At 37.3% G+C, this 24,578-nt stretch carries 19 protein-coding genes; 16 read left to right on the plus strand and 3 right to left on the minus strand.

Translation table 11 applies throughout. The features are described 5' to 3' along the window. The first annotated feature begins 13 nt into the window (after nucleotides 1–13). The 3 genes from J7E63_RS10260 to J7E63_RS10270 all read left to right on the plus strand — a co-directional run bounded on the left by J7E63_RS10260 (nucleotide 14) and on the right by J7E63_RS10270 (nucleotide 3,468). Entirely contained in the window at nucleotides 14–982 is a 969-nt protein-coding gene (locus J7E63_RS10260; RefSeq protein ID WP_251033473.1) for a glycoside hydrolase family 43 protein, read from the plus strand. A 101-nt stretch (nucleotides 983–1,083) separates the two neighbouring features. Then, the gene (locus tag J7E63_RS10265; RefSeq protein ID WP_215011653.1) at nucleotides 1,084–2,460 is read left to right on the plus strand and encodes an MATE family efflux transporter; all 1,377 of its coding nucleotides are present in this window, start codon (nucleotides 1,084–1,086) and stop codon (nucleotides 2,458–2,460) included. Nucleotides 2,461–2,493: 33 nt separating this feature from the next. Next, the gene (locus J7E63_RS10270; RefSeq protein ID WP_215011655.1) at nucleotides 2,494–3,468 is read left to right on the plus strand and encodes an aldo/keto reductase family protein; all 975 of its coding nucleotides are present in this window, start codon (nucleotides 2,494–2,496) and stop codon (nucleotides 3,466–3,468) included. A 103-nt stretch (nucleotides 3,469–3,571) separates the two neighbouring features. Here the strand turns inward: J7E63_RS10270 and J7E63_RS10275 are convergent, their stop codons facing one another. Next, nucleotides 3,572–4,459 (minus strand): helix-turn-helix transcriptional regulator, encoded by an 888-nt coding sequence (locus J7E63_RS10275; RefSeq protein ID WP_215011657.1) that lies wholly within the window; start codon nucleotides 4,457–4,459, stop codon nucleotides 3,572–3,574. Between the two features lie 248 nt (nucleotides 4,460–4,707). Between J7E63_RS10275 and J7E63_RS10280 the strand changes: the two genes are divergently transcribed. From J7E63_RS10280 to J7E63_RS10290, 3 genes are all read left to right on the plus strand, one after another. After that, entirely contained in the window at nucleotides 4,708–6,477 is a 1,770-nt protein-coding gene (locus J7E63_RS10280; protein ID WP_215011659.1) for an ABC transporter ATP-binding protein, read from the plus strand. Continuing rightward, nucleotides 6,464–8,245 (plus strand): ABC transporter ATP-binding protein, encoded by a 1,782-nt coding sequence (locus J7E63_RS10285; protein WP_215011661.1) that lies wholly within the window; start codon nucleotides 6,464–6,466, stop codon nucleotides 8,243–8,245. The genes J7E63_RS10280 and J7E63_RS10285 overlap by 14 nt, the downstream gene beginning before the upstream one ends. Nucleotides 8,246–8,486: 241 nt before the next feature. Further along, nucleotides 8,487–9,413 (plus strand): ArsR/SmtB family transcription factor, encoded by a 927-nt coding sequence (locus J7E63_RS10290; protein ID WP_214716552.1) that lies wholly within the window; start codon nucleotides 8,487–8,489, stop codon nucleotides 9,411–9,413. 156 nt (nucleotides 9,414–9,569) lie between these two features. On the opposite strand, the gene J7E63_RS10295 is transcribed toward J7E63_RS10290, so the two are convergent. After that, nucleotides 9,570–12,125 (minus strand): LamG-like jellyroll fold domain-containing protein, encoded by a 2,556-nt coding sequence (locus J7E63_RS10295; RefSeq protein WP_215011663.1) that lies wholly within the window; start codon nucleotides 12,123–12,125, stop codon nucleotides 9,570–9,572. A gap of 352 nt (nucleotides 12,126–12,477) precedes the next feature. On the opposite strand from J7E63_RS10295, the gene J7E63_RS10300 reads away from it, so the two are divergent. The 10 genes from J7E63_RS10300 (at nucleotide 12,478) to J7E63_RS10345 (ending at nucleotide 24,221) form a co-directional block, all read left to right on the plus strand. Beyond that, complete coding sequence (locus tag J7E63_RS10300; RefSeq protein WP_214730861.1) at nucleotides 12,478–13,419, plus strand: arabinan endo-1,5-alpha-L-arabinosidase; 942 nt, start codon at nucleotides 12,478–12,480, stop codon at nucleotides 13,417–13,419. 574 nt (nucleotides 13,420–13,993) lie between these two features. Beyond that, nucleotides 13,994–15,631: an extracellular solute-binding protein gene (locus J7E63_RS10305; protein ID WP_215011665.1), complete on the plus strand. Its 1,638-nt coding sequence runs from the start codon at nucleotides 13,994–13,996 to the stop codon at nucleotides 15,629–15,631. Nucleotides 15,632–15,827: 196 nt separating this feature from the next. After that, a complete protein-coding gene (locus J7E63_RS10310; RefSeq protein WP_215011748.1) occupies nucleotides 15,828–16,685 on the plus strand; it encodes an ABC transporter permease in 858 nt (285 codons plus the stop codon). 58 nt (nucleotides 16,686–16,743) lie between these two features. Next, nucleotides 16,744–17,646, plus strand: a complete 903-nt coding sequence (locus J7E63_RS10315; RefSeq protein WP_215011667.1) for a carbohydrate ABC transporter permease — start codon at nucleotides 16,744–16,746, stop codon at nucleotides 17,644–17,646. Between the two features lie 92 nt (nucleotides 17,647–17,738). Further along, nucleotides 17,739–20,018 carry a glycoside hydrolase family 127 protein gene (locus tag J7E63_RS10320; protein ID WP_215011669.1) on the plus strand — a complete coding sequence of 760 codons (2,280 nt, stop codon included), beginning with the start codon at nucleotides 17,739–17,741 and terminating at the stop codon, nucleotides 20,016–20,018. Nucleotides 20,019–20,069: 51 nt separating this feature from the next. Next, on the plus strand, nucleotides 20,070–21,065 hold the full coding sequence (locus J7E63_RS10325) for a LacI family DNA-binding transcriptional regulator (protein ID WP_215011671.1): 996 nt from the start codon (nucleotides 20,070–20,072) through the stop codon (nucleotides 21,063–21,065). A 59-nt stretch (nucleotides 21,066–21,124) separates the two neighbouring features. Continuing rightward, the gene (locus J7E63_RS10330) at nucleotides 21,125–22,141 is read left to right on the plus strand and encodes a Gfo/Idh/MocA family protein (RefSeq protein WP_215011750.1); all 1,017 of its coding nucleotides are present in this window, start codon (nucleotides 21,125–21,127) and stop codon (nucleotides 22,139–22,141) included. Nucleotides 22,142–22,199: 58 nt separating this feature from the next. Beyond that, on the plus strand, nucleotides 22,200–22,826 hold the full coding sequence (locus tag J7E63_RS10335) for a YesL family protein (RefSeq protein WP_215011673.1): 627 nt from the start codon (nucleotides 22,200–22,202) through the stop codon (nucleotides 22,824–22,826). A 277-nt stretch (nucleotides 22,827–23,103) separates the two neighbouring features. Beyond that, complete coding sequence (locus tag J7E63_RS10340) at nucleotides 23,104–23,808, plus strand: DsbA family protein (RefSeq protein ID WP_215011675.1); 705 nt, start codon at nucleotides 23,104–23,106, stop codon at nucleotides 23,806–23,808. Between the two features lie 2 nt (nucleotides 23,809–23,810). After that, the gene (locus J7E63_RS10345; RefSeq protein ID WP_215011677.1) at nucleotides 23,811–24,221 is read left to right on the plus strand and encodes a disulfide oxidoreductase; all 411 of its coding nucleotides are present in this window, start codon (nucleotides 23,811–23,813) and stop codon (nucleotides 24,219–24,221) included. Between the two features lie 58 nt (nucleotides 24,222–24,279). Here the strand turns inward: J7E63_RS10345 and J7E63_RS10350 are convergent, their stop codons facing one another. After that, nucleotides 24,280–24,369: a YjcZ family sporulation protein gene (locus J7E63_RS10350; RefSeq protein ID WP_214730871.1), complete on the minus strand. Its 90-nt coding sequence runs from the start codon at nucleotides 24,367–24,369 to the stop codon at nucleotides 24,280–24,282. Nucleotides 24,370–24,578: the final 209 nt, after the last annotated feature.

The following is a 24,578-nucleotide window of genomic DNA, read 5'->3' on the forward strand; positions in this document are numbered from 1 at the left end:
TATAGGGGAGATTATGATGGTAAAAGTAACAATCGAAGAAGCCAAAACATCAAAGGATCTGATTATTGAGCAAAGAGCGGATCCATGGGTATATAAACATACGGACGGATACTATTACTTTACTGCATCTGTTCCTGAATATGACCGTATCGAGGTTAGACGTTCAAAAACAATCCAAGGCATAGCGGATGCAGAAACCGCGGTTGCTTGGAGAAAGCATGAAACAGGACCAATGAGCGCACTGATTTGGGCACCGGAGATTCATTACATTAATGGCAGCTGGTATATATATTACGCGGCTGCGCCATCAAAGGAAATTATTGATGGACTTTTCCAACACCGCATGTTCGTAATTGAAAATAAATCTGCTAACCCGCTAGAAGGAAAATGGGAAGAAAAGGGTCAAATCAAAACCGATTGGGAATCATTTGCCCTGGATGCTACCTCTTTTGAGCATAATGGTCAACAATATCTTGTTTGGGCTCAAAAGGATCTTAACATCAGAGGTAATTCCAATCTATACATTGCACCATTAGAAAACCCTTGGACCATCAAAGGACCGCAAGTGATGATTGCAAAACCAGAATATGATTGGGAAACGATTGGCTTCTGGGTAAATGAAGGACCAGCGGTTTTAAAGAGAAACGGAAAAATATTCATTTCTTATTCGGGAAGTGCTACCGACGAAAATTATTGCATGGGACTACTAACTGCGGATGAAGACAGTGATGTAATGAATCCAAACTCCTGGAGTAAATCTACAGAACCTGTATTTAAAACTAACTATGAAGCAGGCCAGTACGGTCCTGGTCATAACAGCTTTACAGTTTCTGAAGACGGAAGCAAGGATATCCTTGTCTACCACGTGAGAAACTATACAGAGATTGTTGGAGACCCGCTCTATGATCCGAATCGGCACACATGTGCGAAAGAGTTTACCTGGAATCCGGATGGAACTCCAAACCTTGGGCTTCCTAAGTAATTAAATAAAACGGACATTCAGTGCATTTACAAAAAAGAGAGAAAAAGATTCATATCATCTTTTTGATATGAATCTTTTTCTGTAGGAGGTGAAGATAAAAAATGGGAAATTCAATTGATCAAAATAATAGAAAAATAACTTTACTTGCCATTACCTGGCCAATTTTTATTGAATTGCTGCTTCAAATGATCATGGGGAGCACCGACACCATCATGCTGTCGCATATTTCTGATGATATTGTGGCCGCTGTCGGAGTGGCAAATCAACTTGTCTTTTTTGGTATTCTAATATTTAGTTTTACTGCAACTGGGACGGCTGTACTTATTTCACAATATTTAGGGGCCGGCTTGAGGGAAGGTGCTAAACAAGCGGCTGCTGTCTCAGTATCGATCAATTTGGTAATTGGCTTAGTTGTAAGCTGTTTAATGGTCATTTTTAAAGGCCAGCTATTAGAGTTATTCCACCTTAAAGATGATATTGCAGCGATAGGTTATGAGTATCTATCGATTGTCGGCGGAACCTTATTTTTACAGGCCATCTTAATTACTGTTTCTTCTATTCTTAGGGCAAATGGATTTACCAGAGAAGCCATGTTTGTATCGATTATGATGAATGTGATCCATTTAGCGGGAAACAGTTTGGTTATTTACGGCTTATTCGGATTCCCTGAAATGGGAGTAAAAGGGGTAGCCCTTTCAACTGCTTTTAGCAGGGCGTCAGCTCTCATTATTGCCTTTATTCTTATGTATAAGCGGCTCCCAATAAGAATTAAACGAGAAGATTATTTTCATTTCGATTTACCGCTTATTAAAAAAATCCTAAAAGTTGGTATCCCAGCTGCCGGGGAACAAATCAGTTACAATACCAGCCAAATGGCCATGACAGCCATTACAGCTATACTTGGAGCAGCTGCCTTATCTACTCGTGTTTATACTTGGAATATTATGTCCTTTATTATGCTGTTTGGATTAGCGATGGGACAGGGGACACAAATCCTAATAGGATACCGTGTTGGAGCGGGAGACTATGAAGGAGCGTATCGTCAATTATTTAAGAGCCTTAAATCCAGTTTTGTTATTTCCATTTTAGTTTCCATTTTAGTTTCTTTTTTCAGAGAAGACTTAATGAGTCTGTTTACAAATAATAAAGAAATTATTCATACAGGCAGTACTTTATTATTATTATGTTTAATTCTTGAACCAGGCAGGACCTTCAATTTAATCGTAGTAAATTCACTGAGGGCAACTGGGGATGCCGCTTTTTCCGTAAAAATGGGAGTTCTCTCTATGTGGGGGCTTGCTGTTCCAATATCTTATATCTTAGGAATTCATTTTGGTCTGGGCTTAGCGGGAGTATGGATTGCCTTTATTGTAGATGAGTGGTTTAGAGGGATTGTCATGTATTTTAGATGGAAGAGCAGGGCATGGGAGAAAAAGGTATTAGTCGTAAATAAAAAAGCTGCAGCTGTAAGTTCCTAATATATGAAACAACTAAAGAAGGAGGAAGGATAAATGAAATATCGAAAACTTGGAAATAGTGGTTTAAAGATTAGTGAAATTGGTTTAGGCAGCTGGTTAACCTACGGAAAGGCTGTTAACAACCAAACCGCATATGATTGTATTCATAAAGCCTATGAACTAGGCATCAACTTTTTTGATACTGCTAACGCGTATGAAGGGGGAAAAGCAGAAGAGGTGCTGGGCGAGGCATTAAAAGCTTATCCGAGAAGCAGTTACGTCGTAGCAACCAAACTATTTTTCCCAATGGGAGCTGGGCCAAACGAACGCGGACTTTCCAGAAAGCATATCTTGGAACAATGTGATGCCAGCCTAAAACGTTTAGGGTTGGATTATATTGATCTTTATCAATGTCACCGTTTTGATCCGGAGGTGCCCGTTGAGGAAACCTTATATGCTTTAGATGATTTAATCAGGCAAGGGAAAATATTATATGCCGGTGTAAGTGAATGGAGTGCCTCACAAATTGAAAACGCGGTGGGGATTGGAAAGGCCAATTATTTAAGACCAATAATATCTAATCAGCCCATCTATAATATGCTTGAGAGATATATAGAAAACGAGATACTGCCGGTTTGTACCGAAAAAGGACTGGGGCAAATCGTCTTTTCACCATTAGCTCAGGGGATATTAACGGGGAAATATAAACCAAATACTGAAAAACCAGAAGATAGCCGGGCAGCTAATGATGCGACCAACTGGGTTATCAATAGCTATTTTAGGAATGATGTACTTGAATCTGTGCAAAAGTTGAATGAGCTGGCTAGTGAATTGGGAGTTACGTTAAGTCAGTTATCACTTGCTTGGATTCTTCGTCTTCCGAGTATTAGTTCGGCTATTATCGGAGCCAGCCGGCCACAGCAAATTGAGGAAAATGTTAAAGCGGTTGATATTGAATTAAGTAATGACGTTTTACTGGAATTTGAACAAATTCTTGGAGAAATAAAGGATTTTGCTCCTTTAAGGTAGTTTGGAAAGCCCATTATGATCATTTTCTTGATCATAATGGTGCTTTTTTTATTAAAGTATTATAAATATGAAGCTAAATCGGACGATTGCGTTTTTTCTACTATCATGAGTTATTTATCGGGATTTTTCCTATATATTGTTTTCGAAACTGATTAGGTGATAAACCCTCTAGTTTTTTAAAGGTTCTACTAAAATAGGCGGATTGAGTAAACCCACAGCTTTCTGAAATTCTATCAATATTCCAATCGGTTGAAACTAGTAAGATCTTTGCTTGATCCATTCGAATTTTATTAACATATTCAATCGGTGTGCAGCCCAATGCCTGAATCATGCATCTTGCAATATGGTTTGGATGGAATCGAAGCGCATGACCAAGATCCTCATATGTAATCTTTTTTGCATAATTCTTTCTCAAATAAACGGCAGCTTTTTCTGCAACAGCCAAGGCAGGCATAGAGTTAGCTAAGTGCAAATGATTTGAAAGTTCCTGAAGCAATTGTTGAAAGAGTACTTGTCGCTGCCATTCCCCGGAGTAAATCGATTCATTTTCGGATGTAATAATTTTTGAGCACAGCCTTTCAACAGCTTCGGGATTGGATAATTGACAAAATTTAGGTAGTGTTATTCCGAAAGGGTTTTCAGAAAAGACGTTTCTGCATTCTAAAGCTTTTTTCTCATTGTTATGAAAAGGTTTAGAGATGGTAAGATCCTTCCATCCTTTCGATGTAATGAAATGAAACCAAAAAAAATGGGTAACTTGATCACACGGTGAGATTGAAAAATGATGCCGATCTGGGGAGAGGATAAGGGTCTTTCCTTCACAAACCTGAAATTTATGATAGTCTTCACCCATGTGTAATTGTCCTTTTGTAACCACTAATAAATCAAAAACACCAATGTTGTTCCGGTTTATATGTGATTCACCAATATCGAAGGTATGTTCACCTGCCGCTAGAAGAGTCGGCAAAGGCGGGGCTAGTAATTGGAGCATTTTCTTTCTCCTCAAATGTTAGGATTGTGCAATTTTTTGTTATGATTATACATTTTATTCTTTAATTATAACACTATAATAGGTTAATGAATGTTTTTATTTTTATAATTGAGGTGAAAGAAACATGGGTGAAAAATAAACAAACTCTTACTATGGACCTAATATACTTATGTCCATACATATAATGGAAAATTCAACAATATGATGTATTTATGTTTAAAAGCTCTTCAGGGAGGAGGAAGTCGATCATGCAAAGCATGCGTTGGGCATGGGGGTATATAAGGAATTCTCGTGTTAGATTATTTTTTGGTCTTCTTTTGGCTCTTGTTGTTTCCGTATTAAATATGATCAATCCATATATCGCGGGTAAAATCATTGATAAGGTCATTTATGGACATCAGAACGGTCTATTATGGTATCTTTTGGGGTCAATGATCATAGTAACTCTAGTTAAAACCATTATCCGCTATAATTATCAATTGATTTTTGAAGTTATTTCTCAAGGTGTCATATTTACGATAAGAGGGCAGATGTATGACCGGCTTAACCAGTTGGATTTCAGTTTTTATGACCGGACCAAAACGGGAGATATTATGGCCCGAATGACCGGTGATATGGAAGCTGTAAGGCATTTTACGGCTTGGGTTATTTATATGATTTTTGAAAACCTTACCATTTTACTATTTGCGATTGGGTTTATGTTTTATATTAACCCGCTATTAGCATTGGCCATGCTGGCAGTCACGCCAATTATCGGCTTTTTTGCTACGCGGTTATCCTTTACCGTTAAACCTACTTTTTCGGCGATCAGGGGCCAGTTTGCCAGGCTGAATTCAGTAGTGCAGGAAAACATTAGCGGGAATCGAGTCGTTAAGGCCTTTGCGAAGGAAGATTACGAGATTGAAAAGTTTTCAGTAGAAAATGAGGCCTTTAAGGAGAAGAACCTTGCCTCCGCAAGAGTTTGGGAGAAGTATCTGCCCGTCCTCGATTCACTAGCGGGAGTATTAACGGTTGTCATGATTTTAGTGGGAGGCACTATGGTCATTAATCATTCCCTTACTTTAGGTGAATTAGTGACTTTTAATTCCCTGATTTGGGCATTAAATAATCCAATGCGTATGGCTGGATGGTTAATCAATGATGTTCAGAGGTTTATTGCTTCAGCTGAAAAAGTGGAAGATTTGTTAAATACAAAACCAGAGATCAAAAATGAAGGAAAAAGATTTAATGTAAAGCACATCAATGGGGTAGTGGATTTTAATCAGGTTTCGTTTAGCTATGGTGACGAACCGGTTTTAAAGGATATCAGCTTTAAAGTGATGCCAGGACAAACGGTTGGTATTATCGGACCAACCGGTGCAGGAAAATCAACATTAGTCAATCTTTTAAGCAGATTTTATGATGCAACAAGCGGGGAAGTAAGAGTCGATGGTCTTAATGTAAAAGAATGGGATATCGCTAAATTAAGGGATAGCTTGGCAATGGTAATGCAGGATGTCTTTCTTTTTTCAGATACAATTGAAGGAAATATTGCCTACGGGAACCCAGAAGCTACCTTAGACGCAGTACAATCTGCTGCCAAAATGGCAGAGGCCGATGATTTTATTTCCAAGCTCCCAGAAGGATACGACACCATTATTGGGGAACGGGGGGTAGGTCTTTCCGGAGGTCAAAGACAAAGGATTGCGTTAGCCCGGGCGATTCTAAAAAATCCATCCATCCTGATCCTGGATGATACAACATCAGCTGTGGATATGGAGACAGAGCTACGTATCCAACGAACATTAAAGTCCATTTTAAAGGAGAAAACCTGTTTTATTATCGCTCATCGGATTTCATCTGTAAAAGAGGCAGATATAATTCTGGTAATGGAAAATGGCACGATTATTGAAAGAGGAAAGCATAAAGAACTGCTTGCGAAAAAAGGGTATTACTATAAAGTGTTTAGGAACCAAAATGGGAATTTTGATGGTAAGCACGATGGTGAGGATGTGATATATCTCAATGGCGCGCAATAAATTTGATGTAGATGAAGAATTGGAGTCCCCGTTTAGTTTTATTCATCTTAAGCGGATGTTTGCTTATTTAAAACCTTACAGAAAAAAGATCCTTTTAATCGTTTTTATCATGCTGATTGCTAGCTCTGCCAATTTAATCGGTCCTTATTTGATTAAAAATGCCATTGACGAGAAGATTCCAAATAACGATGTTGCTGGTTTATGGGGTCTGGCCGGAATTTACTTAATCGCCCTCTTTATAACCGGAATTTGCATGAAATTTAAGATTAGAATGATGTCTCAGATTGGGCAAAGTGTCATCCTTCATATTAGGAAAGATTTGTTTACCCATTTGCAAAAGCTATCCTTCTCATATTATGACAGCCGGCCGCATGGGAAGATTTTAGTAAGAGTCGTAAACTACGTAAACTCATTAAGTGATCTATTATCTAATGGACTAATTAATTTGATTACTGACCTTTTCAGTCTTTTCGTGATTATCGGTTTTATGTTAGCCATTGATGTAAAGTTAACGCTTATGGCCATGCTGGGTTTTCCAATCCTTGCAGCAGTAATCCTCCTTATAAAAAATGCCCAGCGAAAGGCATGGCAAACGTTAAGTAACAAACAATCCAATATGAATGCTTATATTCATGAAAGTATCAATGGAATTAAAGTGACTCAAGCTTTTACGAGAGAAGAAGAAAATAAACGCATTTTTAATAATGTATCTGAAGGTTATCGCAGCTCATGGATGAAGGCAGTACGAATTCAGTTTCTGTTATGGCCTTCGATTGAAAACATTTCAATACTGACAACCTCATTAATATATGTTGTTGGTATATCGCTGATTGGTAATGGCGTATCAGTTGGGGCTTTGGTGGCATTTGTCGGCTATATCGGAATGTTTTGGGCACCAATCGCAAATATCGGGAATTTCTACAATGCGATTATTAATGCAACAGCCTATTTGGAACGAATTTTTGAAATGATTGATGAACAACCAACGGTCAAAGATCGTCCGAATGCTGTAGAACTTCCTTTAATCAAAGGAAAAGTAGAATTTAAAGATGTTATTTTTGGATATGAAGATGGGGAACAAATCCTAAAGAACATTAATTTCTCTGTCAATCCTGGTGAAACGATAGCTCTAGTCGGGGCAACTGGTTCGGGTAAGACAACGATCGTCAGTTTGCTAAGCCGTTTTTATGATGTAAGCAGAGGACGAATTGAAATTGACGATATCGATATTAACACGGTCACTATTCCATCTCTCAGGAAGCAAATGGGTGTCATGCTTCAAGATCCGTTTATTTTTTCCGGCACAATTATGGATAATATTCGGTATGGACGGCTTGATGCTACAGATGAAGAAGTAATCGAAGCGGCGAAAGCGGTTCAAGCACATCCATTTATTAGCGGATTGTCAGATAGATATCAAACAGAGGTCAACGAAAGAGGCACAAGGCTTTCCACTGGTCAGAGACAACTCATCTCCTTTGCCCGTGCACTGTTAGCTGATCCGAAAATTTTAATCCTGGATGAGGCTACATCATCAATCGATACGGAAACCGAGCTTGCCTTGCAAAAAGGACTTGAGACTTTATTGGCGGGCAGAACTTCCTTTATAATTGCGCATCGCCTTTCCACGATTCAAAATGCAACACGCATCCTTGTGATCGATAAGGGCAGAATTATTGAGGAAGGCTCTCATCAAGAATTAATGGATCGAAAGAGTTACTATTGGAAGCTGCATCAATCACAGCATAAATCTTTAGAAGTGGGGTAAGCTGCAGAAGAAGAGAATTATCCAACTCAAAAGTTCCATATGATGGTTCCGGGTGAAAGATTTATTTATCATAAATAATTAATAATTCATAAAATGAGAAGAGTATACAGATGCCTGTATGCTTTTTTTGTACTAGAAAAAGAAAGAAAGTTTGTCATATAGTCTTGTATAGGCCTCTTTATAGTAGTATTGTATTATTGTTAATATATTTATTAATGGTTTTTAAGGTGGAGAAGTAGAAATGAATTTAGATATTTCGGAACATTCATTGCCTGTTTTTGAGGCACTTGCCAGCAAGGTAAGGATAAAAATTATTCATCTCCTGGCTGAGCACCCGCGAAATGTAAAGGAATTGGCTGAAAGTCTAGAACTTAGCAGCGCAATCATGACCATGCATGTCAATAAATTAGAAAAAGCTGAAATCATCCATTCGGAATTAATTCGCGGCAAAGGTGGACTACAAAAAAGGTGTTTTCTGAATGTTGAGAGGTTAGAAATTGTTTTCCCTTCGAAAGAGCGTGAAATAAAGAAATTCCATGCAACAGAAGTGTCAGTGGGTCATTATACCGATTTTTATGTCGAACCTACATGCGGTTTGGCAACCGCAGAAAAAATTATAGGAGAGTTTGATGATCCTCGTTACTTTCTTCACTCTGACCGTATGAATGCAAAAGTGTTGTGGTATAGTAAAGGATTTATTGAGTATAAAATACCTAATTTTCTGCTCGGAAATCAGGAACCTAACGAACTAGAAATATCACTAGAAATATCATCAGAGGCTCCTTTTACTAATAACAATTGGCCATCTGATATTTATTTTTCCCTAAATAATACTTTATTGGGTAAGTGGACAAGTCCGGGAGATTTTGGTGACAGCCGCGGGAAATATACGCCTAACTGGTGGCCATCAGAGATCAATCAATACGGCTTGCTAAAACGCCTGAGAATTACTTCTGAGGGAACATATATGGATGGAATAAGGATATCAGATGTGAGTCTTGACGATGTAAACATCCATGACAAGCAATGGACGTTTCGGATTGCCGTCCATGAAGACAGTGAAAATGTCGGTGGAGTAACACTATTTGGTGCAGGATTTGGGAATTATAATCAGGATATTCTTTTTCGGCTCTATTACAGTGACAAAGAATTAACTAGAGCTGAATAGAAGGTTTTGTTAGGTAAACTGCTGGAAATCAGTGGTCTACGTGACTGGAAAGTGGCTGATGCAGAGTAATCGGTCACGTAACTCTCAAAAACAATAATTAACAAAGCTTAAAAGAAAAAAATCGTATGGATCAACCATACGATTTATTAAATTTTATTAGTTTGTCTTTGCTAATTCCGCAAGTTGTGACGGTGTTAATGCACCTTCATAAATCCGTAAGTCATCCATTAAACCCTTATATGGAGTATCCCACCAGTTGACAGCTAGGCTAAATTTGCCATCGGAAGTCGTAAAGATATTGGAGAAGTCTGATCCTGTATACTTTTCAACACCATTTACATAAACTTTAATCGTGCCATTATCAACTGAGAAAGCCAAATGTGTCCATTCACCAGTTTTGATGGTTGAACCGATAGGGGCATCATACCATCTTGCGCTGCGTGACCAGACCATGGTGTTATTGGCTGCCGGTCCTTGCGGAAGAAGGCTCACCCAGTTATTAGGATCTTTTGCTCCAAAGAAAGTTGTAGTGTATGTGGTTAATTGTTCAGGTTTTAACCAAAGCGATACAGAATACTGGTTGCTTTTTATGAGCCCGTCTGGTAAGCGAACGCCAGATGCTCCGTTAAATACGGCGGCTTGGCCATTTTTTCCGGCAGCATAAGTAATGCTGCCGCCTGTATTATCGATTCTATTTCCGGTTAAATTACCATCAGCAAATTTTCCATTAATGTCACTTAAATTATTATCAAATCCATAATATGCTGTTAACACAGCGTTTGTCCATGGTAACACAGTAATTTCAAAGGTTTTGGATGCTGTGACAATATCTTTCGTAATTGTTGCAGTGAGGGTTGCAGTCAAAGCTTCTGAACCAGCTTCTGGGCGATTGATTTTTCCAGTGTTAGAAACAACTGATTCGTCTGATGATGACCATGAAATCGTTGTATGTCGAGTTCCCTCAGTAGGAAGTGCCAAATTGGAAATGACTTTTGTTGTATCACCAAGTTTCAAATCATTGACAACAGCTGCTACGACTTCTTCATCGGTTTTATCTGTCAATTTACTTCCCCAAATAGATACACCTTCATTTGATAAGGCAGTAAATGTCATCACATAGCGTTCTGAAGTTGGATCCCATTGACGGACAAATACCCCATTATAAGTAATGCCATCTATTACTAGTATTACTTGATTTTGGCTGTCCTTTTCCCATGTACCAGTCACATCGCCAGTAATCGTATTATCTTTATTTAAACGAATGAAGACTGATTTATGAATAGCTGCAGAATATTCTTTGCCTTGGTTAATAAATTTATATTCACCAATTAGGTCTTGTCTGTTCACCTTATCAAGTGTTTCACCTGCATAGCGGTAAGGAGCAACCACAGGCCAGCCATCTTTGTTCATAAACATTTGGTGAACGCGCACTTCGTGATACTCACCTTTTTGTGGGAAGCGGCTATGGAAAACTAAAAATTGCTGCCCAGACTTAGAATCCAAGTAAACTGAATTATGTCCTGGGGAAAGATAACCTACTCCAATTCCTGTTCCAGGATCTCCTACTTTTCTTTCGAACAAGAAGTTACCCATGATCTTATTTCCGTATGGAGTATTTTGAACATCGCCTGGAAGAACAGCATTTTGTCCTGCAGCATCTACATAAGGACCATCAGGGCTAGTTGAGCGGAACTGTCTCATGTTATAACCGCCGTCAGCGCCTAACCAGCCATATGTTACATATAAATAATAGTAGCCAGTATTTTTATCATAGATAACGTAAGGGCCTTCGCCAGATTTATAATAACCGCCGGCTATTTTGGTTCCAAAATAACGGTCAATTAGTCTTCCGTCAGATGTTTTCCCGTCTTTACCAGGATAGATCGCTTTACCAGTGGCCTTATCAATCTCAAGTACATAAATTCCTCCGGACCAAGAACCATAGGTCATCCACAGCTTGCCATCCTTATCATAAAACACAGTAGAATCGATTGCATTGGGAAAGTTACTATTATTAAAAGAACCATTACCATTAAACCAGCCAGACCTTGGACCTTCTAATTTACCTTCATCAATAAGATTTTTAATATTAGTATTATCCCATTTCTTATTTACAGTGCTATTTGCATCGTAAGCTTCATCTCTAGTAAAACCAGAATAAACGATAGTATCCACATACTTATATGGACCTTCAACATTTTGCGATACAGCATAGCCAATAGCAGAACGGATATAAGTAGATGATGCACTATAATAAATCATATAGGCACCCTTTGTTCCATCCTCATTAACATAGTCTTTATTATAGAAAACGTCCGGAGCCCAAACGGCAAAACCGCCCTTGCTGTCCGAATCATTTTCACCGGCCCATTTAAAAGAACCAGCTATATTTTTAGATAAATCATCGTATATCTTATTCCCAGGCGTTGTATAGCCATTGGTAAATGTTTGCCAATTGATTAAATCAGTTGATTTAGCAGCTTCAATATGAGAGCCGAATACGTAAAAAGTGTCACCATCTTTTACAATAGAAGGGTCGTGAACAGATACATTTTGAAAATCAGGCGTTTCACCTTGATGGTCAAGGTGTGGCTTATTATTATTTTCGCTTGGCGGACTAATAGGATTTTCTGTACCAAGTGCAGTAGTTGGGATAATTAAGATAAGCATTAGCAAAACAAGTGAAAAACTTCGTATCAAACATTTCCTCATTAGGTTGTTCTCCTCTCTTTTTTCAAATCCATATGAAAATACATCCAATCTGCTAAAACTAGAAATCCCTCCTATAGTTAGATTTTCTTACCATCAATAAAACGCTTATGAACTAAAATAATTAATATAAATATTAATGGATTAATAATACTATGAGTGAATTAAATACTCATGGGTATATAGTCTTGTTATTTACTGAAAGACATAATGTTTAATGAATTTTGAAAGATAGTCTTCGTTTTTGTTTTGTTATTTTGTTAATATTATTATTAATGTATTAATCTAATTATTAATATTTGATAGAATTTGAGGAAATCATGACTTAAACTATTAAAAAGGATTGGTGAACAAGATGAGTAACTCGAATAACTTTGGCGGAGTTAACTTTTACGATATGGAATGGAATTTGAAGGGGGATTTATGGGCCCATGATCCGGTAATCGCAAAGGAGGGAAACCTCTGGTACGTTTTTCATACGGGAAACGGCGTTCAAATGAAAACATCTGAAGATGGGGTCACTTGGAAGCAGGCAGGACAAATATTTCCATCGTTACCGGAATGGAGTAAGGAGTATGTTCCTGAGAAAGAGGAAGATAGTTTATGGGCTCCAGACATCTATTTTCATAATGGAGTTTATTCTTTATATTATTCTGTCTCAACCTTCGGGAAGAACACCTCGGCTATAGGGTTAACGACCAATACCACCCTTGATCCGGAAAATCCCGATTATGAATGGAAGGACTTGGGGTATGTTATCCACTCGACTGCAGCAGATAACTACAATGCGATCGATCCTAATTTAATTTTTGATCAAGAAGGCCAGCCTTGGTTAAATTTCGGTTCCTTTTGGTCGGGGATGAAGCTGATCCAATTAGATCCGGCAACTATGAAGCCTGCTCCGGGAGCTGAACTGATTTCCATCTCAACACGGAACGAAGAACCAAATACAATTGAAGCGCCTTTTATTGTATATCGAGACGGGTATTATTACCAGTTTGTATCGTTTGATTTTTGCTGCCGCGGCATTGAAAGCACCTATAAGATTGTCGTGGGCCGGGCAAAAGAGATAAGCGGGCCTTATATGGATAAGAATGGGGTTTCAATGATGGAAGGAGGCGGTACGTTGATTGATGCAGGAGATGAACGCTGGATTGGACCGGGGCATTGTGCCGTTTTCTTTTCCGGTAATTCGAGCATCCTCGTTAATCATGCCTACGATGCCTTGAAAAAAGGGAAACCTACTTTGCAAATAAGACCTTTGTATTGGGACGGAGACGGCTGGCCGCATTTATAGAGGAGCGAATATAAAAAAAGGCCCTCCATCTAAGGACGTATATGGAGGGCCTCTTAGCTGATGAATTGAAAGATGTTAAAAAACTGTTCCGATAAATGGAGAGATTGTCATTTTATTTACCTCAACAACCTTAGTAATCTTTTCGATTGTTACTTAAGGTTAATATTATTGTTAATTAATAAATAAAAAAGTAATTGACCGAAATATAAGTAAGCGTTATCATTTAAATATCCTCAAAACATTTAGTTAATAGATTAATATTTTTATTAACTAAATTAACACCTCAAGAATCTGTCAATTTTACCTATTAGATAAGATCTTCTAGATAATAGTCAATCTGACTGAAGAACTTCACCTGTTTTTTTGTTAACGTACACGAACTTTTTTTTTTACCTGGCCTGTATCAAAAATAAATAACTTACTTTCGTTGTATCTCGTGAACGTTATCTTTTTCTTTTTGTGTACGTTCACGTTACATATACTTCCATTTCTTAAAAGGGGTGAACAGAGAAAGATTGTGTTTTTCTTCTGAAGGAAATGTTTTTTCAAAAATTGTAAAAATGAGGGAAATCAGATGAAAAAGAAAAAGGTTTTAAGGAGTTTACTGGCACTATCTTTATCTGCCTCAATATTAGCTGCTTGTTCTAACGATAAGGCATCTAACGAAGAAAATGCGGCAAGTGGCGGCAAGACAAAGGATGGCAAGGCACAAATAACTGCCCTTATTACAAAACATCCGTTAACACAAGATCTTTCAAAAATGGAATGGTTAAAAGAAGTAGAAAAACGTGCAGGCGTAACAATTAAATGGCAAGAGGTTACTGCGGACTGGGATCAGAAAAAGGGTGCAATGCTTGCCAGCGGTGATGTTCCAGATTTAATTATTGGACCAAACGCTATTACAGATGCAGATCAGGTACAATACCAAGGTTTGTTTGAAGATTTATCTGACGATATTGACAACAAATTGCCAAATGTAAAAAAGATGTTTGAATCAAAACCGGAAACAAAGGGAATTGCCACACAGCTTGACGGAAAAATCTACGGACTGCCTAAATATCAACGGTTTTGGCCGGCGACAGCAACAAGACAATTTATCAACCAAAAATGGTTAGACAATCTAGGGTTAAAAGCGCCGACGAATTGGGATGAATTGTATGATGTTTTAGTAGCTTTTAAAGAAAAGGATGCTAACGGCAACGGCGATCCTAATGATGAAATTCCGATGGACTTTGCTCCAACTGGAACAGGAGGCTTTGGTTTCTTCCATCCGACAGTTCTTTTGGGAAGCACTGGGATTACTTTAGCTGAAGGCAGCGGCCAAGGCTATTTTGTTGAAGATGGGAAAGTGAAAAACTTCTTAACAGACGATCGTTATAAAGAATTTATTAAATTCTTGAATAAGTGCTATAAAGCCGGGTTAATCAGCAAAGAAGTATTTACTCAGGATTACACAAAATACCAATCTGTTGCCCGCGGAAATGGTGATGTTGCAAAGGTTGGTTATACGTATGGCTGGGAAGTAACAGACAGATTCGGAAACACACTGGCTCCGCAATATACAACGTTGGCTCCATTAAAGCAGTCAGCTGACTCAACCACAAAATTATCCTGGACCTACGATTATAACGCACTAAACTATGGTGCCAATATGATTACATTGTCAGCTCAAAGTAAAAACAAAGAAGCTGCCATGAAATTTATCAATGAATTGTACGATCCAAAAGTCAGTATGCAAGTACTGTTTGGTTCAATGGGTACCAATATCGCGGATAACGGAGACGGCAGCTACAAGGTATTGCCTCCGGCGGATGCGAAAATGGACCCAGGCACATGGAAATGGACTTCTACTTGGGCCGATAACGGACCTATGTATATTGCTGATGATTTAAAGCTTGAGCTTGGTACGGATATGCAATCAGTTGGCAAGCAAACCGAACCGCTAATGGGTGCACTAAATGCTGTAGATGAGGATAAAGACGTTTACCCTGGTATGTTTATTAAATACAGCAAAGAGGACAATTCGAAATTAAGCTTAAACGATACAAACCTTATGAATTTGGCGATGCCAAAATACTCGCAGTGGATCACAAAAGGCGGCATTGACAAAGTATGGAATGCCTATGTGAAAAATGCCGAGAAAACCGGCCTGCCTGAAAACCTAAAGGTTATGCAAAAGTATTATGACGATTACAAGAAAAATCAGAAATAACATATCATTCTGGAGGATGCTATACCATCTTGAAGTGGTATAGCATCTTCTTAAAATAAAGGAGGTACTTTTTGTGGCCTTTATAAACACGGAAACCAATAAATTAAACAGAAATTTATCAAGTACACCTGGTGCCAAAACAGTAAAGAAAGCAACAATATTAAACACCTTTAAACGTGACTATCAATTGTGGCTCATGATCTTGCCTGCTATTGTTGTTATTGTTATTTTCAACTACATACCGATGTATGGCATCCAGTTGGCTTTCCGCGAATTTGATTTTACCAAGGGGCTTACCGGGGGAGAATGGGTTGGGATCAAGTATTTTGAAAAATTTGTTACTAACTATATGTTCAAAGATTTAATGACCAATACAGTCACCATCAGTTTAACAACGATTATACTAGGATTTCCGGCACCGATTATTATGGCGCTGATAATCAATCAAGTTTTTGGTAAAAGATGGAAAAAAACGTTACAAACAACTGTTTACTTGCCACACTTTATCTCCATGGTTGTTATGGTTGGTTTGTTAAATGTCTTATTATCACCAGAAACAGGAATTGTCGGCCATGTCATGAAATTGCTAGGGCTCGGGGACATCAACCTGTTGGCTTCCGAAAAAACCTTTGTCCCAGTATATGTTCTTTCTGATATATGGCAGCATGCCGGATGGAATAGCATCATTTATTTAGCGGCGCTGGCAAGCGTAGATCCGCAATTATATGATTCTGCAAAAATCGATGGCGCAAGCAGATGGCAAACGATTCGTTATGTTGATTTACCAGCCATCGTTCCTACGATGATTATCCTCTTTATTCTTAGTATGGGAAATATCTTAAATACAGGATTTGAAAAAATATTCTTAATGCAAAACCCATTGAATCTTCCGGTTTCTGAGGTTATTGCCACATATGTATATAAGATCGGTATTATTTCAAGTCAATTTAGCTACTCTGCTGCCATTGGTTTATTTAATACACTCATCAATTTTATTTTCTTATTAGCTATGAATTTTATTGCGAAGAGATTTTCAAATATTAGTTTATGGTAAATATATAAAAATAAGGGTTTTGCTAGGATGAATCTCAACCATGCAAGGAGGTAAAGTCATGGTGCTTTTTAATCGGAAAGGAAAAACTACTTCAGATTTAATTTTCGATTTTATTATTTTTGTATTTTGTCTGTTTATCTTTTTAATTGTTGCCTATCCTTTGTACTTTGTCATTATTGCATCTGTCAGTGACTCCACTCTGGTGTCTACTGGGAAAGTTCTACTATATCCAAAAGGGTTCAGCCTATTCGGATATACGGAAATTTTTAAGGATACAAGAATTTGGGTGGGTTACAAAAATACTATTATATACACACTTTTAGGTACGTTTATCAATTTACTGCTTACCCTGCCGGCAGCCTATGTTCTATCAAGATATGAGTTTAAAGCAAGACGATTATTAATGTTTGTATTTGTCTTTACCATGTTTTTTAACGGAGGTTTAATTCCAACTTATCTATTAATGAAAGATTTAAATCTCACAAATAATATGTGGGTTTTCATCATTCCTTTTTCTGTCAATGTATTTAACCTCATTATTACACGGACATTTTTTGAAAGCTCTATACCTAAAGAATTGTTTGAGGCAGCACAAATGGATGGCTGCACACATTTTCAATTTTTTGGGAAAGTGGTGCTGCCACTTTCAAAAGCGGTTATATCAGTTGTAGGGCTCTATTACTTGGTAGGGCACTGGAACGACTTCTTCACAGGTTTAATTTACATTCGCGACTATAGTTTACAACCTCTGCAAATCGTTTTAAGAGACATTCTTCTTTCCAATCAAGTATTTGCTGAAGGAGCAGGTTCTGGAGGGGCATCCGGGGGTTACGCACAAAAATACGCAGATCAAATCAAGTACGGGGTTATCATTGTATCTACTCTGCCAATTTTAATTGTTTATCCATTTATCCAAAAATACTTTGAAAAGGGCGTTATGATCGGGTCTGTAAAGGGATGATCCAAGAAATGTATATTCCTGATCCGGTATGTTTAGCTATCGATTCAATTAAATCGATAGCTATAGAAATCTAAACAGAAGGAGGGGACGTAATGGAAAACGTTACGTTATTAGATGGTATTTTTAAAGAATCGCAAGAAAAGGGAAAAGAATATTTGATTTATTTAGATATTGATAGACTTATTGCACCATGTTATGAAGCAGTTTCGCAAACACCAAAGAAAGTTCGGTACGGCGGGTGGGAATCAACTCCCATCAGTGGACATTCGATTGGTCATTGGCTTTCAGCTGCTTCTGCTATGTATACGGTTACGAAAGATGAAGAATTACTGAATAAAATTGAATATGCTGTTAACGAACTAGCTCTTGTCCAAAGCTTCGATGAGGATGGCTATGTCAGCGGCTTCCCTCGTACATATTTTGACAAGGTTTTTACAGGAGATTTCGAGGTTGAAAATTTCAGTCTCGCAGGCGGATGGGTTCCTTGGTACAGTATTCATAAAATTTTTGCAGGTCTTATTGATGTCTATTCCCTTACTGGAAACAATAAAGCATTAGAGGTTGTCACAAAACTTTCTGACTGGGCAAAAAAAGGAACAGACAATCTGAATGATGAGCAGTTTCAAAGAATGCTGATTTGTGAACATGGCGGAATGAACGAGGCAATGGCCGATCTATATACCATTACAAATAATGAAGATTATTTGAAGCTGGCCATCAGATTTTGCCATCATGCCATACTCGATCCTCTTTCTAAAGAGATCGACGAACTTGAGGGAAAACATGCGAATACACAGATACCGAAGGTCATCGGGGCAGCTAAGCTATATGAGATTACTGGGAATGAGGATTACAAGAATATGGCGGTTTTCTTCTGGAATGAAGTAACGAAAAACCGTTCCTATATTATTGGCGGAAATAGTATAGGAGAACATTTTGGACCAGTAAATAAAGAAACATTAGGTATCACAACCGCGGAGACTTGTAATACATATAATATGCTGAAGCTGACTGAGCATTTGTTCCAATGGAATCATAAGGCTGAATATATAGATTACTATGAAAGAGTACTCTACAATCATATTCTAGCATCACAGGATCCAGATTCAGGCATGAAAACATATTTTGTTTCGACGCAGCCAGGGCACTTTAAAATCTACTGTTCACCGGACAATTCTTTCTGGTGCTGTACGGGGACTGGGATGGAGAATCCTGCCCGATATACAAGAAACATTTATTATCAAGAACAGGAAGATTTGTTTGTTAATTTATTTATTGCTTCTGAATTAATCATGGATGAAAAGAAAATAAAGCTAAGGCAAGAAACCGATTTTCCAAGGTCTAATAAAGTCAGATTATACTTTGAAGAAGCAGCAGCTGAATTCTTAAACGTACATATCCGTGTACCATATTGGGTTTTTGGAGCTCTAACTGTTTTTGTAAATGGTGTAAAAACCAATTCGGTTTCAGAAAATGGTTATGTAACTATCGGCAGGAACTGGAGCGGCGGGGATACAATAGAATTTACCCTTCCCATGGATCTCCATACCTATACAGCTAAAGATAATCCTAGAAAAGTTGGCTTTATGTATGGACCTGTTGTTTTGGCAGGAGCACTTGGTAAGGAGAATTTTCCGGAAAGTGATATTCTCGAAGATCATTTAAAATTAAACAATTATCCACTTATTGATGTTCCTAGCTTTGTAGCTGACAAAGTAGAACTTAATCAATGGATTAAACCTGTTGAAGGCTTTCCATTGACATTTGAAACAGACAAAGTTGGGCAGCCTGGCAATCAAAAAATTACCCTCGTTCCATTTTACAACTTGCATCACCAGCGCTATACATTATATTGGAATCTGATGGATGAAGAGGCCTACAAAACGTTTGTAGATAAAGAGAAAGAGGAGCTTGAAAAGTTAAGAGTTATCACCGTTGACGTTGTACAACCAGGTGAACAGCAGCCTGAGATAGAGCACAGAGTTAATAGCAAGAACTCTCAAACAGGTTATTTTAATGTGGTGGAAAAATCGTGGCGTGATAGTCGCGGGGAAGGCTTTTTCAGTTTTGAAATGTTAGTGGAGCCTGATAAGAAAATGTACTTACAAGTAACTTATTTTGGCGGGGATAAGACACTTTTTGCAGATGGAAAAAAATATGAACGCGACTTTGAAATTGTGATTGATGGACAACTGGTTGCCACTCAAAAACTTGAGGGAAATCATTCTGACGGTCTTTTTAATATTTATTATGAGATTCCGTTAACAGTAACTGAAGGGAAACAACAGGTTGAAGTGAAATTTCAGTCTGGCGAAGGTAAGGCAGCAGGCGGTGTGTATGAGGTAAGAGTAATAAATTCCTTAAGTAAATGAGGTCTTAAGCTTTCAGAAATATCATGTTGTGAAATAGTGGAGGCACTCACTATGCGGGTTACGATAAAGGATTTAGCGAAATATTGTGGTGTTTCATCGGGTACGGTGGATAGAGCATTAAATAATCGTCCAGGAATAAAAGAAAAGACAAAGAAGCTTGTTTTAGAAGCAGCTCGCGAGTTAAACTACCGTCCCGATTTTACAGCCAGGAGTCTTGTAAAAGGTAAAACGATGACTTTAGGTATTGTTTTATTTGATTTATATAACCGATCTTTTGCACAATTGTTAAATGCAGTGGAATATAAGGCAAGAGAGAATGGGTACTTTATTTATATTGCATTATCAGATAAAGATCCAGAAAACGAAAAGCTATGTATTGAGTACTTAGCAAATCATAAAGTGGATGGAATTATCCTATTTACAGTCAATCAAGGTAAAGAGTTTGAGGACTATTTACAAGGGTTTTCCATACCAGTTATCACTATCTTTAATTATTTGTCAGAAAACTGGGATTATGTTGGAATTAAAGAAAAAGAAGCAATGATAGATGGAGTGGGTCACATTGTTGATAAAGGATATAAGAAATTCATCTACATTTGCCCTCCATTGACGTACCAAGGAAAAACAAATATTTATACACAAGAAGAAAGATTAAAAGGATTTTTAGATGGATTATCAATAAAAGGCATCAATGAAGTTCCATTAATTATAAAACATAATGGTTATTTAAGTGAGCTGGAAGAAGTAACGTTTGAGAAAAATAATAAGACAGCCATCGTCTGTTCCTGTGATTTGTACGCACTTGAAGTCATGAACTATTTAAAGTATAAGGATATAAAAATCCCAGAGGAGGTCGGACTGATGGGTTTTGATAATATTGATGTACTAAAATACGTTACTCCTAAATTAACAACAGTTGAATATCCAGTTGAAAAGATTGGATTTATGGCCGTGGAAAGACTAGTTCATAAAATAGAAGATGGGGAATTTTTTAGCGAAATAACCCCATCGATTGACTATAGGATTATTGTGGGAGAATCGACTTAACTAATCCAGAATAAAAAGTAATACTCTTATTCTAATAATCCATAAGAAGGTGAATGATGATGATGAAACATCGCATTGTTGTGGCAGGTTGTGGAGAAATGTCGAATACGTGGATAGATTATGCAAGTAAGCGTGCTAATACAGAAATTGTCGGGTTTGTCGATGTGAATATTGATGCAGCCAAAGCGATGGCAAAACGAAAGGGCCTAAGAGTCCCAGCATATAATGATTTATCACAAGCTATTTTTGAAACCAAAGCCAATCTAGTGTTTGATGTGACAATTCCATCAGCACATAAAGAGATTGTTACGACTGCAATCAAAGCTGGTTGTCATGTTTTCGGTGAAAAACCAATGGCAGAATCCATGGAAGATGCAAGAGATGTGTTACAGTATGCTCAATACTATGGCAAGAATTATACCGTTATGCAAAATCGTAGATACTTAAAAAAGATTCGGGCATTACAAAATTTATTAGCAAACAATGCAATAGGAACAGTAGGTTCTGTTCATGCAGACTTTTTCCTGGGCCCTCATTTTTGGGGGTTCCGTGATGTGATGGATAACCCATTAATATTGGATATGGCCATCCACACATTCGACCAAGCACGCTTAATTATTGGATCAGACCCTGTATCTGTCTATTGTCATGAATATAATCCACCTGGCTCTTGGTATAAAGGAAATGCGTCTGCTATGTGTATATTTGAAATGAGTAATGGTATCGTTTTCACTTATCGGGGATCGTGGTGCGCAGAAGGGTTAAATACCTCATGGGAAGCAGATTGGAGAGTAACAGGGAGTAAAGGTAGTATTCGTTGGGGTGGAATAAATCTACCAATCTGCGAAGTAATCGATGAATCCCAACCAAAAGATTTCATAAGTAAGGTTAAATCGATCGAAGTCCCATTTAAATGGGAAGGCCAAGAAGGTCACTGGGGTTGTTTTGATGAAATGTTTTCATCCCTTGAGGAGAATCGCATGGCTGAAACGGATTGCCGTGACAATATTAAAAGTATGTCAATGGTATTTGGAGCGATTGAGAGCGGAAAAAAAATGAAGAAAATCATTTTATAACAAATTTCACAAAATCTTAGGGACTTTATATTATAACTTTCAGAAATTTGGTGAAAAAATGAACATTTTAGATAGTAGATTTTACGCAGTAGTTGATAGACTTTCTAATCTTTTTATCCTTAATCTTTTTTGGATTATCTCTTGCCTTCCAATCGTAACGATTGCACCAGCTACTTCTGCGATGTATAGCGTTGTAAGACAATGGAAATTAAATCAAGATACGAGTGTGGTTAGAAACTACTTTCGATATTTTAAAGAGAATTTTAAACAGAGTTTTTTAATAGGAATCATTTGGATGTTGCTAGCGGTATTACTTTATTTTAACTATTTCTACCTAAATCAAGATCAATCTGGGTTAAAGTTTCTGATGATAATACCACTTATAATAATAAGTGTTGTGTTTTTAATTATTTCTACTTTTTTGTTTCCATTAATGACTCATTATAACGCCACTTGGAAAGGTGCTATTAAAAATTCATTTCTTTTGGCTATAGTAAATTTCCCGTCTACAATACTCATTCTTGGTTTTCTAGCTTTACTTACTGTTATCATAATATATGTGCCAGCAACGTCTTTAATCATTTTTAGTGTTGGTGCATACATTAATTTTTCTCTATGTAATCGTGTTTTTCATAAAAATGAACAATTTGCAATCAATAATAATAAAATTATGGAAATTAATTAATAGAAGAAAAATATATAATTTAATAGTAACTTTTTGAAAGAATTAGCATTCGTCACATTCTATTGACGAATGTTTTTGTTTTTCTAAATCGTTAAATATAAGTATTTTTTTAATTGAAACAATGTCCTTAACTACTCAAATTTAATCGGCATTAAGAAGTCAAAAGACTTTCTATTTGCATTACAGAATAAGTTTAGTAAAATTTAATATATCAATTAACAACAAAATCATTAACTAAATTTATTAATTAGCATTAATTCACTTAAAGGAGACTATTATGGCAAATAATAATAAAAATAAGAAAAAAGAAGCAAAATCATCATCTACCTTTACTTTTTGGATGATTGGATTGGTTGCAGTTTTTATTTTAGGATTCATTTTTTTAGGCAATCACTCCAAACAACAGGATAAAACCACTACTACAAAAATAGATTATAGCAATCAGCCATTCCTTGGAGAGAAATCTGCACCCGTCTCGATCATTGAATTCGGTGATTATAAATGCCCAAATTGCAAAAACTTCGCCAAGGATGTCGTACCAATTATCCAGCAGGAACTTGTGGATACTGGCAAAGCAAAATTTTACTTTATGAATGATTCGTTTATTAACGTGGACTCGACTCGATCTGCGAAATTTGCGGAATCAGTACTCCAAGAGCTTGGAAATGAAACGTTTTGGAAATTCCATGATCTTTTATTCGAAAAACAGCCTGAAGACACTAAGTATGAAAAAATCGATTTGTTTACTGAGGACTTCCTAGTAGATACATTGAAGGAAGTTGCTAGCGGTAGTGACGTCGATAAGGTTGTGAAAAACTTCCAAGCTAAGAAATCCGATAATGCTTGGAACAAGGATATGGATTATGCTGAAAAACTTGGTGTTACAGGAACCCCGACGATATTCGTTAACGGAGAAAAGTTTGATGGACAAACTATTGATGACTTAAAAGACATGGTTGAGAAAGCCTCAAAAGGTGAATAAGTATGAATAAATCCTTAGTTCTCTCTTGGATTGCTGCCATCATTGCCACACTAGGCAGTCTGTATTTTAGTGAGGTTATGCACTACATTCCTTGTACACTTTGTTGGTACCAAAGGATATTCATGTACCCACTAGCCATCATCCTTGGAGTGGCGGTTTACCGGAATGATAAAGGCATCTATAAATATGCGCTACCGTTATCCATCATCGGTCTGCTAATCGCTGGATACCATACCTTATTACAAAAAATACCGTATTTACAGCAGTTTGAAATGTGTACTACGGGAGTGCCTTGCTCGAAGGATTATATTAACTGGCTTGGCTTTGTTACCATTCCGTTATTAGCTTTCATTGCCTTTACGATTATTACTGTCTGCTTAATCATTATTTCTCGCGACAAAAAAGAACAATAAAAAAGAGCGGTGAAACCAATAGGTTTGCCGCTCTTTTCTGTGGATAGCTTAGCTGCAATTAGTACATAAAAGATGCTCCAACAATGATCAATAAAATAAACAACACAACAATTAACGCAAAGCTGCTGCTACTTCCACCATGTCCCATAAAAATCACCTCCTCTTCCTAATTATTACAATGTATGCTTGAAGGGGTTGAAGTGAAATGGACAAACGTTGACTATTAGAAAAAATGATGGGTTAATTTAATATCGCATAGCTTGTTAGCAGAATTTTAATAAATAAATAATTTTATAGGACTTTTTATTGTAGTATAATAATATACAGTTATTTGGATTATTGGAAAAGGCAGTCATT

The sequence above is a fragment of the Bacillus sp. ISL-75 genome (assembly GCF_018613095.1).

Excerpts from the sequence above, each read along its gene's own strand:
- J7E63_RS10310 (WP_215011748.1), top strand. The coding sequence starts at position 15,828 with ATGATCTTGCCTGCTATTGTTGTTATTGTTATTTTCAACTACATACCG.
- J7E63_RS10350 (WP_214730871.1), bottom strand. The coding sequence starts at position 24,369 with ATGGGACATGGTGGAAGTAGCAGCAGCTTTGCGTTAATTGTTGTGTTG.
- J7E63_RS10300 (WP_214730861.1), top strand. The coding sequence starts at position 12,478 with ATGAGTAACTCGAATAACTTTGGCGGAGTTAACTTTTACGATATGGAA.
- J7E63_RS10325 (WP_215011671.1), top strand. The coding sequence starts at position 20,070 with ATGCGGGTTACGATAAAGGATTTAGCGAAATATTGTGGTGTTTCATCG.
- J7E63_RS10340 (WP_215011675.1), top strand. The coding sequence starts at position 23,104 with ATGGCAAATAATAATAAAAATAAGAAAAAAGAAGCAAAATCATCATCT.
- J7E63_RS10265 (WP_215011653.1), top strand. The coding sequence starts at position 1,084 with ATGGGAAATTCAATTGATCAAAATAATAGAAAAATAACTTTACTTGCC.
- J7E63_RS10295 (WP_215011663.1), bottom strand. The coding sequence starts at position 12,125 with ATGAGGAAATGTTTGATACGAAGTTTTTCACTTGTTTTGCTAATGCTT.
- J7E63_RS10305 (WP_215011665.1), top strand. The coding sequence starts at position 13,994 with ATGAAAAAGAAAAAGGTTTTAAGGAGTTTACTGGCACTATCTTTATCT.
- J7E63_RS10330 (WP_215011750.1), top strand. The coding sequence starts at position 21,125 with ATGATGAAACATCGCATTGTTGTGGCAGGTTGTGGAGAAATGTCGAAT.
- J7E63_RS10280 (WP_215011659.1), top strand. The coding sequence starts at position 4,708 with ATGCAAAGCATGCGTTGGGCATGGGGGTATATAAGGAATTCTCGTGTT.
- J7E63_RS10290 (WP_214716552.1), top strand. The coding sequence starts at position 8,487 with ATGAATTTAGATATTTCGGAACATTCATTGCCTGTTTTTGAGGCACTT.
- J7E63_RS10260 (WP_251033473.1), top strand. The coding sequence starts at position 14 with ATGATGGTAAAAGTAACAATCGAAGAAGCCAAAACATCAAAGGATCTG.
- J7E63_RS10315 (WP_215011667.1), top strand. The coding sequence starts at position 16,744 with ATGGTGCTTTTTAATCGGAAAGGAAAAACTACTTCAGATTTAATTTTC.
- J7E63_RS10320 (WP_215011669.1), top strand. The coding sequence starts at position 17,739 with ATGGAAAACGTTACGTTATTAGATGGTATTTTTAAAGAATCGCAAGAA.
- J7E63_RS10335 (WP_215011673.1), top strand. The coding sequence starts at position 22,200 with ATGAACATTTTAGATAGTAGATTTTACGCAGTAGTTGATAGACTTTCT.
- J7E63_RS10285 (WP_215011661.1), top strand. The coding sequence starts at position 6,464 with ATGGCGCGCAATAAATTTGATGTAGATGAAGAATTGGAGTCCCCGTTT.
- J7E63_RS10345 (WP_215011677.1), top strand. The coding sequence starts at position 23,811 with ATGAATAAATCCTTAGTTCTCTCTTGGATTGCTGCCATCATTGCCACA.
- J7E63_RS10275 (WP_215011657.1), bottom strand. The coding sequence starts at position 4,459 with ATGCTCCAATTACTAGCCCCGCCTTTGCCGACTCTTCTAGCGGCAGGT.
- J7E63_RS10270 (WP_215011655.1), top strand. The coding sequence starts at position 2,494 with ATGAAATATCGAAAACTTGGAAATAGTGGTTTAAAGATTAGTGAAATT.